This window comes from Devosia polycyclovorans (genome assembly GCF_042181575.1).
Classification (GTDB): domain Bacteria; phylum Pseudomonadota; class Alphaproteobacteria; order Rhizobiales; family Devosiaceae; genus Devosia; species Devosia polycyclovorans.
Genome location: NZ_CP170082.1, coordinates 1,743,290 through 1,756,051 on the forward strand (window position 1 = coordinate 1,743,290; position 12,762 = coordinate 1,756,051).

A 12,762-nucleotide genomic window follows, 5' to 3' on the forward strand; every position below is an offset into this window, starting at 1 on the left:
GAGACAAGACCCGGCTGAAGCCGGGCGCAAGCGGAGGGAATAATATGGCTGACTATAGAGTACCATCGCCTCTGGCGCGTGAGGCCATGGCCTATGTGCTCGCGGGGGGGCGCGGCACGCGCCTAATGGAACTGACTGACAGGCGCGCCAAGCCGGCAGTGTATTTTGGCGGCAAGTCGCGCATCATTGATTTTGCGCTCTCCAATGCCATCAATTCCGGCATTCGCCGCATTTCGGTGGCCACGCAATACCAAGCGCACTCCTTGATCCGTCACCTGTCGCGTGGCTGGAACTTCCTTCGTCCTGAACGTAATGAGAGCTTTGACGTACTGCCGGCCAGCCAGCGGGTGCGCGAGGACATGTGGTATGCCGGCACTGCCGATGCGGTGTACCAGAATATGGACATTATCGAGGATTCCGGGGCCCGGTACATCGTCATCCTGGCAGGCGACCACATCTACAAGATGGACTATGAAATCATGCTCCGCCAGCACGTGGATACGGGTGCGGACGTGACCATCGGCTGTCTCGAAGTGCCGCGCATGGAAGCCGTCGGGTTCGGCGTCATGCATGTCGATGGCCGTGATCGTGTGGTCGATTTCGTCGAGAAGCCCAAGGACCCTCCGGGCATTCCCGACAAGCCGGACATGGCGCTGGCCTCGATGGGCATTTATGTGTTCGAGACGCGCTTCCTGATGGAACAGCTCAAGCGCGATGCGGCAACCGAAGGCTCCAATCGCGACTTCGGCAAGGATATCATTCCCTATATCGTCAAGAACGGCACGGCTTGGGCGCACCGCTTCCCGCGGTCCTGCGTACGCTCGAGCAATGAAGAGGTCAGCTACTGGCGCGATGTGGGTACGATCGACGCCTATTGGAAAGCCTCGATCGACCTGACCGACATCAAGCCACAGCTTGATCTTTACGATCGCGACTGGCCGATCTGGACCTATGCCGAGATAACGCCGCCGGCCAAGTTCGTGCATGATTTTGACGGGCGCCGCGGCTCGGCGGTCAATTCGCTGGTTTCGGGCGACTGCATCATTTCGGGCGGCCATCTGCAGCGCACGCTGCTGTCGACCGGCAGCCGGGTGCACTCCTATTCCATGCTCGAAGAGGCGGTGGTACTGCCCTATTGCGATATCGGGCGCAATGCGCGGCTCAAGCGGGTCGTCATCGATCGGGGCGTCAATATCCCCGAAGGCCTGGTGGTGGGCGAAGATCCAGAATTCGATGCCAAATGGTTCCGCCGGTCCGATGAGGGCGTGACCTTGATCACCCAGCCCATGATCAACAAATATCTGGCGGATCGATGATCGAAGTCCTCTCGGTCACCTCAGAAATCTACCCGCTGATCAAGACCGGCGGCCTGGCCGACGTGGCCGGGGCGCTGCCTGGCGCCCTGTCGGAGTCGGGGGTCACCATGCGCACGCTGGTGCCGGGCTACCCGGCGGTCACCGGAAAGATGACGGGCGGGCGTGAGGTCGCGCAGTTCGACGATCTGTTTGGTGTTCCAGCCCGGCTCATTGCCGGGCGGGTGGAAGGGCTCGATCTGATCGTGCTGGATGCGCCTTCGCTCTACGATCGCCCCGGTAATCCCTATATGGGGCCGGAGGGCTGGGACTGGCCCGACAACTGGAAGCGCTTCGCCGCGCTCTCCTGGGTCGCATCCGAGCTGGGGCAGGGGCTTGTAGAGGGCTACAGGCCACAGGTGATCCACGCGCATGACTGGCAGGCGGGGCTGGCACCGGCCTATGTCAAATTCGGTCCATCCTCAACTATCAAGACGGTGATGACGGTCCACAACATGGCCTTTCAGGGCACGTTCGGGGCCGAGCTGTTCCCTCGGCTCAAACTGCCTGCGCACGCCTTTTCGATGGAAGGCGTCGAGTATTATGGCGGAGTGGGCTATCTCAAGGCGGGTGTGGAATGCGCCGACGTGGTGACCACGGTGTCGCCGACCTATGCCGCCGAGATCCGGACGCCGGCCTTCGGTATGGGGCTCGAGGGTCTGCTCAACAACCGATCCGACACGGTACATGGGGTGCTCAACGGCATCGACATGGACGCGTGGAACCCGGCGATCGACCCGGCACTGGCGCAGACCTATACCGCTGGTACCATGCAGGGGCGTCTCATCAACAAGCGCGCGGTTCAGGAAGCCTTCGGGCTTGAGGCGCTGGACGGCCCCTTGTTTGCCGTGGTCAGCCGCCTGACCTGGCAGAAGGGCATCGACCTGCTCGCCGCCAATATCGGCCTGATCGTGGAATCCGGTGCGCAATTGGCGGTTCTGGGTTCCGGTGATGCCGAACTGGAAAATGCCGTGCGCAGCGCCGCCATGGCGCATCCCGGCAGGGTTGGCCTGGTTACCGGATACAATGAAAAGCTCAGCCATCTGGTGCAGGGCGGCGCCGATGTGATGATGGTGCCCTCGCGGTTCGAACCGTGCGGTCTGACCCAGCTCTATGCGCTGCGCTATGGTTGTGTGCCGCTGGTCAGCCGGGTCGGTGGGCTCAATGACACAGTTATCGACGCCAATGTGGCGGCGATCCAGGCCGAAGTGGCCACCGGGGTACAGTTCGCGCCACCTACCGAAGCGGCGCTTGCCGATGCGATCCGGCGGATACTGGCACTCTATGCCGATGAAAAATCATGGAAAAAAATGCAGAGGCGGGGAATGAAGTCGGATGTGAGCTGGGAAGCCAGCGCCGCCCGCTACGCACAGCTTTATGCCTCGTTGATCGGATACTCGACAGATGACAGCCAAGACGATTGAGACAACGCCTTATTTGGATCAGAAGCCCGGCACCTCGGGCCTGCGCAAGCGGGTGCCGGTGTTCCAGCAGCCCAATTACGTCGAGAATTTCATCCAGTCGATCTTCGATAGCCTGGACGGTTTTGGCGGCCAGACCCTGGTGATCGGTGGCGATGGCCGCTTTTACAACGATGTCGCCATCCAGAAGGCCATCCGCATTGCTGCGGCCAATGGCTTTGGCAAGGTGATGGTGGGCAAGGGCGGCATTCTGTCGACACCGGCGGCCAGCAACATCATCCGCCACTACAAGGCCTTCGGTGGACTGGTGCTGTCGGCCAGCCACAATCCGGGCGGGCCGGAAGGCGATTTCGGCATCAAGTATAATGTGGGCAATGGCGGCCCGGCGCCCGAGCGGATCACCGATGCGGTCTATGCGCGGACCCAGGTGATCGACAGCTACAAGACGCTCGAGACCCCCGACATTGATCTCAACACACTTGGCACCCAGCAAGTGGGCGGCATGGTGGTCGAGGTCATTGATCCGGTGGCCGATTACGCTGCGCTGATGCAGAGCCTGTTCGATTTCGAAGCCATCCGGGCCCTGTTCGCCGGTGGCTTCCGGATGACCTTTGACGCCATGCACGCCGTGACCGGCCCCTACGCCCATGCCATTCTCGAAGGCATGCTGGGCGCGCCCAAGGGCACTGTCGTGAACGGAACACCGTCACCTTCTTTTGGTGACGGGCATCCGGACCCGAACCTGGTCTATTGCAAGGACATGTATGACCTGCTGATGACCCCGGATGGCCCCGATTTCGGTGCGGCGTCCGATGGCGATGGCGACCGCAATCTCATTATCGGCAAGAACCGGTTCGTCACGCCCTCGGACTCGCTGGCGCTGCTGGCCGCCAATGCGCATCTGGCGCCGGGCTACAAGGATGGGATCGCCGGGATTGCCCGCTCCATGCCGACCAGCGCTGCGGCGGACCGGGTGGCTGAAAAGCTCGGCATCGAGATGCACGAAACGCCGACAGGCTGGAAGTTCTTCGGCAATCTGCTCGATGCGGGCCGCGTGACCATTTGCGGCGAGGAAAGCGCGGGTACCGGTTCCAACCACGTGCGCGAAAAGGACGGGCTGTGGGCCGTGCTGCTCTGGCTCAACATCCTGGCCGTGCGCAAGCAGGGCGTGGACGAGATCGTGCGGGAGCATTGGAAGACCTATGGCCGCAATTACTATACGCGGCACGATTATGAAGAGGTCGATGCGGGCATTGCCACCAAGCTGGTTGAGGATCTGCGCGCGCAACTGCCGGGGCTGCCTGGCAAGGTGTTCGAGGACGATCTGCAAGTCGCCTTTGCCGACGACTTCACCTACAACGACCCGATCGATGGTTCGACGAGCGCCAAGCAGGGCATTCGCATCGGCTTTACCGACGGCTCGCGAATAGTGCTCCGGCTCTCCGGAACAGGCACAGTGGGCGCCACTTTGCGGCTCTACCTTGAACGCTATGAGGCTGCCGATGGACGCCACGATCTCGAGACCCAGCTTGCCCTTGAGCCCCTCATCGAGATCGCCGACACACTGGCCCAAATCAAATCCAGAACCGGGCGGGATGCCCCCAGCGTCATCACCTAGGGTCGCCTTGTCCACCAAGCCTGCATTAGTGCCCGGTGGCGGGCGCACCGAGCACCTGGGTGCCAGCGTAACGCCGGAAGGCGTCAATTTTGCCGTCTATTCGGAAAGCGCCAGCGCGGTCTGGGTTTGCCTGTTCGACGAACAGGACAAGGAGATCGAGCGTTTTGAGCTGGATGTGCATGAGAACAATGTTCATGCCGGGCTGATCGCCAATGTAGCAGCCGGCGCGCGCTATGGGCTGAGGGCCGATGGCCCTTACGACCCCGACCAGGGCCTGTTCTTTGATCCAAACAAGCTGTTGGTCGATCCCTATGCCCGCCATCTCGACCGCGTTTTCGTCCGCTCGCCGCGCTTGCGGCTGGCGCGCGAAGACGCGGTGGATACCGCCGAACTGGTGCCAAAGGCCATTGTGCGCGGAAGCGAGAACGAAGCCGCACATCCGCGCAAGAAGGCCCCCAATCTCTACTACGAACTGAACGTGCGCGGGTTCACCATGCGCCATCCGAGCGTGCTGGGTCCCCTGCGTGGCACTGTAGCTGCGTTGACCACGCGCCGGGTGATTGATCATTTCAGGCATCTTGGAGTCGACACTATCCAACTCATGCCCACCGCGGCCTGGATCGATGAAGGTCATCTGCCGCAACTGGGGCTGACCAATGCCTGGGGCTATAACCCCGTCGCCTATTTCGCGGTCGATCCGCGACTGGCCCCGCGAGGTCCGCAGGAATTGCGGGTGATGACCGACGCCTATCGAAAGGCCGGCATCGCAGTGATCCTGGACGTGGTCTACAACCACACCGGCGAGGGCGACAGCGAGGGCCCGATCCTCTCGATGATGGGGTTGGACCCGCAAACCTATTATCGCTGGGTCGAGGTGGACGGCAAAAAGCGCCTGGTCAACGATACGGGTACCGGCAATACGCTGCGTTGTGACCATCCCGCCGTACAGCGCCTGGTGATCGAAAGCCTGCGCTATTATGTCGAGGAGCTCGGGGTTTCCGGATTCCGCTTTGATCTGGCGACCATTCTGGGTCGCGACCCGGGGTTCAACCCGGAAGCCGAGATGCTGGAAAAGATCAAGGCCGATCCGGTGCTGAGCAAGGCAATTCTGGTGGCAGAACCGTGGGACCCGGGGCCGGGCGGCTATGGCCTGGGCAAGTTCGGCAAGGAGTTTGCCGAGCACAATGACACCTATCGCGACGAAGTCCGTGCCTTCTGGAAGGGTGAGAGCGGTAAAATCGGCGCGTTGGCAGGCAAGGTGTCGGGCTCTGCGGAAATCTTCGATGTTGCGGGCCGCAAGCCCAGTGCCGGGGTCAACCTGCTAGCCGTGCATGACGGGTTCACCCTGCGCGACCTGGTCAGCTACCACCACAAGCATAACGAGGCGAATGGCGAGAATAATCGCGACGGCCACAACCACAATTCCTCGTGGAATTGCGGCGTTGAAGGAGAAACGGACGATCCCGCGATCAACGATGCGCGCCGACGCGATGTGCGTGCGCTTCTGGCGACGCTATTTCTGTCACGTGGGACGCCGCTGATCCAGCAGGGTGACGAAATGTATCGCACCCAGCAGGGCAATAACAACGCCTACGCCCAGGACAATGAGATCACCTGGGTCGATTGGGAAAGCGCTGACGGGGCTCTGGTGGATTTCGTGGCGGCGCTGAGCGGGTTCCGCAAGGCCCATCCGGCAGTCAGTCATGACCACTGGTTGACCGGGCAGGATCGCGGCGGAGTTCGCGACGTGTTGTGGCTGCACCCCGAAGGCCGGGAAATGACGGAGGGCGATTGGAACGATACCAGCGCCTCGGTGCTTGGTATGCACCTGCGTCACAAGGATGACGAGGTGCTGGTCTGGTTCAACCGGCGCGTCGAACCGGTGGTGGCGCGATTGCCCGGTGGGGATTGGGCGGTCGGCGTCCAGTCTGATCACAGCTCGGAGGTTGCGTTCACCGAGGGCACGGCCACCTTGCCACCAAGATCGGTGGTTGCTCTGGTCAGGCCGCAACCGCAATGATTGTCGCCCAGATCAGCGATATCCACGCCGATGGATCGGACCTCGCCCTGGAGAGGCTGGATAGCGTTCTGGGCTGGCTGCGGCGGCTCAAACCGGATGCACTGATCGTCAGCGGCGACCTGGTGGAAGCCGATTTTGCTAACGGATATCGGGAGGTCCGGGACCGGCTGGAGCGTCTGGCCTGTCCCTATCTGGTGGTGCCGGGCAATGTCGATGAGCATGGTGAAATGCGCCGGGTGTTCGGCGACCGGTTCGGCTGGAATTCGGATCGGCCGCTAAACGTGGCCGCCCACGTCGGGGACCTGCATCTGATCGGCCTCGACGTCACGGTCGAAAACGCCCATCACGGTGACGCGACACCGGTTCTCGGCTGGCTGGCCGATGCCTTGGCTTCTTCGCAAGCCCCAGCCCTCATCTTTCAGCACCAGCATCCTTTCCCGACCGGCATCGACGGCAAAGACCGCAATGTGTGCCTGAACGGCGATGGGTTGGCCGCCACTATCGCGACTACCGGCACTCGTGTCCTGGGGCTGACATGCGGCCATGTGCACCGGCCGCTTTTCACTCGCTTCGCCGGACGCCAGGCCACCATGGCGCCTTCCGTGGCACGGGCCAACCGGCTCAAACTAGACGGGCGCGACAGCGATATCGTTGATCCGCCGGGAATGCTGATCCACCATTATGCGGAGGATCGACTGGTCAGCCATGTCGTGATGGTCGGGTAGGCCTTCCCGCAACAAGGCCGATCATGGTGCCACGACAGGCTCCATGCCATGTCGTGCGTAGAAGCGCCGGGCTGCCAGATTGTCGCTCTGGACCTTGAGATCGACATGTCCAAGACCCCGTGCCTTGAGGTGGCAGAAGGCGCTTTGCAGCAGCCACCCGCCAATCCCGCGATCACGATGCCCCGGGGCAACGACCAGATCCTTCACGTAGCCACTGGTCCAGCACTGTGCCAGACCAATCGGCGTTCCGTCCGCATCAGCTGCGATCAGGACCAGTTTGGGATCAAACTCTGCGTCTTCCACCAGCGGCCAAAACCAATCGTCAAAGCTTCCCACGGCCCCACCACCATCTGCATATGCCGCCAGGAGCAGGCGATGCAGCGCGATGGGGTGGGCTTGCCACAGGGGGCGCTGGCAGACCCCGATTGGAGGCCGCGGCTCAGGCCCGACATCGGCGAGTTGCCGGCGGAGCCGGTAATAGCGGGACATATCATTGGGCCGCCTGAGCCGTGAAACCGCCATGCCTTTCGATGAAGCCGATGATTTGGTCCAGACTCTCGCGGCGCAGCAAGTCGGTGAAGACATAGGGCCGGCCCTCGCGCACCTTCTGCGTGTCGCTTTCCATCACCTCGAGGCTGGCGCCGACATAGGGCGCCAGGTCCGCGTGGGTAATGACCAGCAGGTCGGAGCGGGAAATCGCGGGGCCGCCCTTGCGCGGGATCTTTTCGCCCTGGGCGACGGAAATCACATAGATGGTCAGGTCGGCCAGATCGGGCGAGAAAGTGGCCGCCAGATTGTCGCCGCCGCTCTCGATCAATACGATGTCCAGATCGGGGAATTTGCGGTTGAGATCGTCGATCGCCGCCAGGTTGAGCGAGGCATCTTCGCGGATGGCGGTGTGCGGGCAACCGCCGGTTTCGACGCCGACAATGCGGTCCTCGGAAATCGCCTGAACGCGCGAGAGGATCAGCGCGTCTTCCTGGGTGTAGATGTCGTTGGTGACCACGGCCATGGAATAGCGCTCGCGCATGGCCTTGAGCAGCATTTCACACAAGGTGGTCTTGCCCGAGCCGACCGGCCCGCCAATGCCGATGCGCAGGGGTCCGTTGAGGCTCTTGGACATGGACAGACTCCTAATTGTCAGGCGAACCGAAGAAAGATCAGCGCCAGGAAACCGAGGCCGAGAAACAAGCACAGGGGCGAATAGACCCGGCGGTCATTGAGACGGAAATTGGGCTCGGGCGTCAGCTCGGCCCACCAGGGTGTATAGCCCACGATGCCGCGCGCCAGGAACACTGCGGCGAACAGCAAACCCGCCAAATTGAGCTGCCAGCCGCCACTATCATGATCTGCGAGGGCCAGCGCAAAGCACCCAGCGGTGAAGGTTGCCACGGCGACGGCGAGCGAGGCGAGCCTGGGTGGCATGCGCTGGATATCTTTGAACCCCACCACGGTCTGAGCCAACAGCTTCTCGTCGCGGATCGGCCAGGTGCGGCCGAAGGCCCACATCAGATGGGCAATCGAGACGGAGAACAGGCCGATGAACATGAAGGAGGCGATAAGCATGTTCATGACCGGAAAATCCTCGTTGTCAGGGTCTCGTGCTGCATCTGGGCAATATCTGCGCCATAGGCCACGCTGCCAATATCGTCGAGTGCGGCATGAAGGCACAGATCGGCCATTTGCGCGATGGCCGGCTCCAGCGCGGCCATGATGGCCAGACCGTCATTCTGACCGATGGGGACGAGGCGCACCGCGACGGAGACCTGGCTGTGGACTGTTGCGGTGAGGAAGGCGATCAGCGTATCGCGGCGTGCGATGCCATGGGCCCCGGCCAAGGCGCCGACGGCGATGGGGTAGGGGCTCGGCTCGGGCAGCGGCACTGGCGCTGCGGCCGGCCAGGCCGCGCTGGCAAGCACGAAGGCGTTGCCGGTGACGGTGGTTTCGGTATGCCGCTCATGGGCGGCGGTCAGGGCGAGGCAGAGATCGGCCAGTTCGGCCAGCTTTGACTTGTCAGCATGGGCTTCATGCGCATGGGCAAGCAGGATCGCATCTGTCTTGAGGCTGCCATGATGCAAGACACCGGAAATCCAGTTTTGCGTGGTCGCGCGGTCAGACACGGCGCCCTGCGCGATAGCGGTTTCGAGACCAGCAGACCAGGCGAAGGCCCCGACCGGAAAAGCCGGGGACATCCAGGTCAGCAGTTTTTGCAGATCGGCGCTCACTTGCGGTTGAGCAGCGCGTGGCCGCCATCGCTATGAGCATGGGCGTGATAGGCGCCATGCTCGGCGAAGAAGGGTTCGGTGATATTGGTCACGCTGGCGCCCAGCCCTTCCAGCATGGTCTTGAGCACATGATCGCGCTTGATCAGGATGCGGTCCGGTTCCAGTTGCGCCGGGGTGTGGCGATTGCCGATATGCCAGGCGAGGCGTAGCAAATGTCCGGGATCCCGAGCGCGAATTTCGTAGAGCGGCTCCTGGGCCGCCAGCACGCTGACCAATTCACCACTCTCCAGTTCCAGCGCCCCGTTGTGGTCGAGGGTCACGGTCGCGGGAAAATCCACCATGACTTCCGTACCCTTGGCCCCGGTGAGCAATTTGCGCCGCAGCCTGCGCTCGTCATGGGCCAGGGTGATGGTGTCGATGATCGGGGACTTGCCGTGATCGGCGGGCAAATGGGCAGTGGCTCGGAACATGGGGAACTAACTGATCGTGGTGAAGAAACGGAAGATGAGGAAGAGTTGGTAGGTGATGTGCACTCCGACGATGGACAGGTGCAGGCGCCGGTCGGCATAGCGCCAGGCGAAGATACATAGCGCCAGTCCTACCGGAACCTGGCCAAAATAGCTCCAGTCGAACCGGCTCCAATGGGCCTGGCCCTTGATCAGCGTGTCGATGGTGTCGAGAATAAAGGTTGCACCCAGAAGGCCAAAAAACCAATGGCGACGCTTGAGGAAGAAGTCCTCATAGCCCTTGTACTCGGAGACGCTATCGGGGGAGAGCAGGGCCGCGATCAGGAAGAGGGTGATGGCATAGGTCAGGATGAACAGGACAATGCCGAAGTTCCAGATCTCCACCCTGTGCAACGCAAATTCCCACCACCAGAACAACACCAGCTCGAGCAGCATCGAGCCGATCCAGAGCATGTGCAGGGCAGAAATCTTGCCGCGATGCGGATGCTGGATGATGCCGGCGACGGTCATCAGCAGCCTGGTAATACCCAGGCCGATAACCGTGCCCATGACGATGCGCACATGCGGAAACAGCTCGGCGGAGATTGCTGGGTCCATGCCAGCGGTCAGGGTGTGTTGTTGGCTTCGGTGCAGGTGACGAGCGGCTCGGCGTCCTCGTCCTGCATCAGATCGCGCAATGTGGCTTCCCCCTGGTGGCTCCACCATTCATAGGGCCCCGCAACATAGCGGGCGCCAGAGGCCGATATGGTAGTCGCAAAGATCAGGCTTTCCCCCTCGACCGGCACAATGGCCAGGAAATTGGGGGGCGCATTGATATATTGCACGGCCAGAGCCTGTTCGTTGTCGCAGAGGTAGGCGACCGTGCGCCGCTCTATATCGCTCCGGCTTTCAAGTGTCAGGGTCAGCGCAGCGGAAGCTGCTGATATGGTCGGCACCGTGGCGAGGGTCGTGACTTCAGCCTGGGCGAATATTGGCAGGGGCGCGAGCAGGGAAAAGCCGGTGACAAGCAGGACTTTTGGCATTGGCATGAGGGTGTCCTTTGACAAAAAGAAGCGAGCGGCAGTCATTACGCCCCGATAATCATGGCGTTTGCGCGGAGAAACAATCGCTGCTGAGCGGTCAGCCATTCCCTCGTCTTCAGTACATGAAATAGCGCTGGGCCATCGGCAGTACCGTGGCCGGTTCGCAGGTGAGCAGTTCGCCGTCGGCGCGGACCTCATAGGTTTCGGGGTGGACGTCGATCTTCGGGGTCGCCGTATTGAGCTTCATGGCCGCTTTGCCAATGCCGCCACGGGTATTGGAGACGGGCAGCAATTGCTTGTCGACGCCGAGGCGGTTGCGCAGGCCCGCATCATGTGCGGCCTGTGAAATGAACACTACGGAGGAGCGGCTGACCAGCTTGCCATAGGCGCCAAACATGGGCCGGTAGTGCATGGGCTGGGGGGTCGGGATCGACGCATTGGGGTCGCCCATCGGCGCGGCGGCGATTGACCCGCCGAGCAACACCATGTCCGGCTTTACTCCAAAAAATGCCGGGTTCCAGAGCACCAGATCGGCCCGCTTGCCCACTTCCACCGAACCGATGTGCTGGCTTATGCCATGGGCAATGGCCGGGTTGATGGTGTACTTGGCGACGTAGCGGCGGACGCGGAAATTGTCATTGTCGCCGGTTTCTTCCGGCAGGCGGCCGCGCTGGCGCTTCATCTTGTCCGCAGTCTGCCAGGTGCGGATCAGCACCTCGCCGACGCGGCCCATGGCCTGGCTGTCAGACGCGATAATGGAGAGGGCGCCCATATCGTGCAGGATATCTTCGGCGGCGATGGTCTCCTTGCGGATGCGGCTCTCGGCAAAGGCGACATCTTCGGGAATGGACTGGTCGAGGTGGTGGCAGACCATGAGCATGTCGAGATGCTCGGCGATGGTGTTGACCGTGTAGGGGCGGGTTGGATTGGTCGAAGAGGGGATGACGTTGGGCAGGCCCGCGACCTTCAAGATATCGGGCGCATGCCCGCCGCCTGCGCCTTCGGTGTGGAAGGCATGAATGGTGCGGTTTTTGAAGGCGCCGACGGTGTCCTCGACGAAACCGCTCTCATTGAGCGTATCGGTGTGGATCATCACCTGCACGTCATAGGCGTCGGCGACCGAAAGGCAGTTGTCGATGGCCGCCGGGGTGGTGCCCCAGTCTTCGTGCAGTTTGAGGCAGGAGGCGCCCGAAAGGATCATTTCCTCGAGCGGGGCTGCAACGGCAGCGTTGCCCTTGCCTGCCAAAGCCAGGTTCATCGGGAAAGCGTCGAAGCTTTCGATCATGCGCTCGATATGCCAGGCGCCGGTGCAGGTGGTGGCCAGCGTCCCATGGGCAGGGCCGGAGCCGCCGCCGAGCATGGTGGTAACGCCGCTCATCAGCGCTTCCTCGATCTGCTGGGGGCAGATGAAGTGGATATGGGCGTCCATGCCGCCGGCGGTGATGATCTTGCCTTCGCCGGCAATGGCTTCGGTGGAGGGGCCGATGATGATGTCGATATTGGGCTGGGTATCGGGATTGCCGGCCTTGCCGATGCCGGCAATCAAACCGTTCTTGAGGCCAAGATCAGCCTTGTAGATGCCCGTGTGATCAACGATCAGGGCGTTGGTGATAACCGTGTCAACGGCGCCTTCCGCGCGGGTGCGCTGGGATTGGCCCATGCCATCGCGAATGACCTTGCCACCGCCGAATTTGACCTCTTCGCCATAGGTGGTGAAGTCCTTCTCCACCTCGATGAAGAGCTCGGTATCGGCGAGGCGGACGCGGTCGCCCGTGGTGGGGCCGTACATATCGGCGTAGGTGGCGCGAGAAATCCGTGCTGGCATGTCGTGTCCCGTTCAAATGGCCCGGAACAAAGGCTCCCCGGGCGTGACTTTGGCCTGTGGTATCCGGGCTGGCAGGGCTCGGATACC

Annotated in this window: 13 protein-coding genes; 5 read left to right on the forward strand and 8 right to left on the reverse strand. The window is 62.0% G+C overall.

Annotated elements, in window-relative coordinates; translation table 11 throughout:
- Nucleotides 1–44: 44 nt before the first annotated feature.
- The 5 genes from glgC to ACE4RL_RS08795 are packed head-to-tail and all read left to right on the forward strand — an operon-like array spanning nt 45 to nt 7,136.
- On the forward strand, nt 45–1,316 hold the full coding sequence (gene glgC / locus ACE4RL_RS08775; RefSeq protein ID WP_375600115.1) for a glucose-1-phosphate adenylyltransferase: 1,272 nt from the start codon (nt 45–47) through the stop codon (nt 1,314–1,316).
- Nucleotides 1,316–2,776 carry a glycogen synthase GlgA gene (gene glgA, locus ACE4RL_RS08780; RefSeq protein WP_375600257.1) on the forward strand — a complete coding sequence of 487 codons (1,461 nt, stop codon included), beginning with the start codon at nt 1,316–1,318 and terminating at the stop codon, nt 2,774–2,776. Before glgC ends, glgA begins: the two co-directional genes overlap by 1 nt.
- Nucleotides 2,757–4,391, forward strand: a complete 1,635-nt coding sequence (locus tag ACE4RL_RS08785) for an alpha-D-glucose phosphate-specific phosphoglucomutase (RefSeq protein WP_375600116.1) — start codon at nt 2,757–2,759, stop codon at nt 4,389–4,391. The genes glgA and ACE4RL_RS08785 overlap by 20 nt, the downstream gene beginning before the upstream one ends.
- Nucleotides 4,392–4,398: 7 nt before the next feature.
- Nucleotides 4,399–6,411 carry a glycogen debranching protein GlgX gene (glgX, locus tag ACE4RL_RS08790; RefSeq protein WP_375600117.1) on the forward strand — a complete coding sequence of 671 codons (2,013 nt, stop codon included), beginning with the start codon at nt 4,399–4,401 and terminating at the stop codon, nt 6,409–6,411.
- Complete coding sequence (locus ACE4RL_RS08795; RefSeq protein WP_375600118.1) at nt 6,408–7,136, forward strand: metallophosphoesterase; 729 nt, start codon at nt 6,408–6,410, stop codon at nt 7,134–7,136. Before glgX ends, ACE4RL_RS08795 begins: the two co-directional genes overlap by 4 nt.
- Before the next feature lie 21 nt (nt 7,137–7,157).
- On the opposite strand, the gene ACE4RL_RS08800 is transcribed toward ACE4RL_RS08795, so the two are convergent.
- The 8 genes from ACE4RL_RS08800 to ureC all read right to left on the reverse strand — a co-directional run bounded on the left by ACE4RL_RS08800 (nt 7,158) and on the right by ureC (nt 12,675).
- Nucleotides 7,158–7,625 carry a GNAT family N-acetyltransferase gene (locus ACE4RL_RS08800; protein WP_375600119.1) on the reverse strand — a complete coding sequence of 156 codons (468 nt, stop codon included), beginning with the start codon at nt 7,623–7,625 and terminating at the stop codon, nt 7,158–7,160.
- A 1-nt stretch (nt 7,626) separates the two neighbouring features.
- Nucleotides 7,627–8,259, reverse strand: a complete 633-nt coding sequence (gene ureG / locus ACE4RL_RS08805) for an urease accessory protein UreG (RefSeq protein WP_375600120.1) — start codon at nt 8,257–8,259, stop codon at nt 7,627–7,629.
- Between the two features lie 17 nt (nt 8,260–8,276).
- Nucleotides 8,277–8,708, reverse strand: a complete 432-nt coding sequence (locus ACE4RL_RS08810) for a DUF3995 domain-containing protein (protein WP_375600121.1) — start codon at nt 8,706–8,708, stop codon at nt 8,277–8,279.
- On the reverse strand, nt 8,705–9,361 hold the full coding sequence (locus ACE4RL_RS08815) for an urease accessory protein UreF (protein WP_375600122.1): 657 nt from the start codon (nt 9,359–9,361) through the stop codon (nt 8,705–8,707). Before ACE4RL_RS08815 ends, ACE4RL_RS08810 begins: the two co-directional genes overlap by 4 nt.
- Nucleotides 9,358–9,831, reverse strand: a complete 474-nt coding sequence (locus ACE4RL_RS08820; protein WP_375600123.1) for an urease accessory protein UreE — start codon at nt 9,829–9,831, stop codon at nt 9,358–9,360. The genes ACE4RL_RS08815 and ACE4RL_RS08820 overlap by 4 nt, the downstream gene beginning before the upstream one ends.
- A gap of 6 nt (nt 9,832–9,837) precedes the next feature.
- Entirely contained in the window at nt 9,838–10,425 is a 588-nt protein-coding gene (locus ACE4RL_RS08825; protein WP_157289632.1) for a hypothetical protein, read from the reverse strand.
- Between the two features lie 8 nt (nt 10,426–10,433).
- Entirely contained in the window at nt 10,434–10,856 is a 423-nt protein-coding gene (locus ACE4RL_RS08830; RefSeq protein WP_375600124.1) for an MliC family protein, read from the reverse strand.
- Nucleotides 10,857–10,965: 109 nt separating this feature from the next.
- Nucleotides 10,966–12,675: an urease subunit alpha gene (ureC, locus tag ACE4RL_RS08835; protein ID WP_375600125.1), complete on the reverse strand. Its 1,710-nt coding sequence runs from the start codon at nt 12,673–12,675 to the stop codon at nt 10,966–10,968.
- Nucleotides 12,676–12,762 lie beyond the last annotated feature (87 nt).

Excerpts from the sequence above, each read along its gene's own strand:
- glgC (WP_375600115.1), top strand. The coding sequence starts at position 45 with ATGGCTGACTATAGAGTACCATCGCCTCTGGCGCGTGAGGCCATGGCC.
- ACE4RL_RS08785 (WP_375600116.1), top strand. The coding sequence starts at position 2,757 with ATGACAGCCAAGACGATTGAGACAACGCCTTATTTGGATCAGAAGCCC.
- ACE4RL_RS08795 (WP_375600118.1), top strand. The coding sequence starts at position 6,408 with ATGATTGTCGCCCAGATCAGCGATATCCACGCCGATGGATCGGACCTC.
- ACE4RL_RS08800 (WP_375600119.1), bottom strand. The coding sequence starts at position 7,625 with ATGTCCCGCTATTACCGGCTCCGCCGGCAACTCGCCGATGTCGGGCCT.
- ureG (WP_375600120.1), bottom strand. The coding sequence starts at position 8,259 with ATGTCCAAGAGCCTCAACGGACCCCTGCGCATCGGCATTGGCGGGCCG.
- ACE4RL_RS08810 (WP_375600121.1), bottom strand. The coding sequence starts at position 8,708 with ATGAACATGCTTATCGCCTCCTTCATGTTCATCGGCCTGTTCTCCGTC.
- ACE4RL_RS08820 (WP_375600123.1), bottom strand. The coding sequence starts at position 9,831 with ATGTTCCGAGCCACTGCCCATTTGCCCGCCGATCACGGCAAGTCCCCG.
- ACE4RL_RS08825 (WP_157289632.1), bottom strand. The coding sequence starts at position 10,425 with ATGGACCCAGCAATCTCCGCCGAGCTGTTTCCGCATGTGCGCATCGTC.
- ACE4RL_RS08830 (WP_375600124.1), bottom strand. The coding sequence starts at position 10,856 with ATGCCAATGCCAAAAGTCCTGCTTGTCACCGGCTTTTCCCTGCTCGCG.
- ureC (WP_375600125.1), bottom strand. The coding sequence starts at position 12,675 with ATGCCAGCACGGATTTCTCGCGCCACCTACGCCGATATGTACGGCCCC.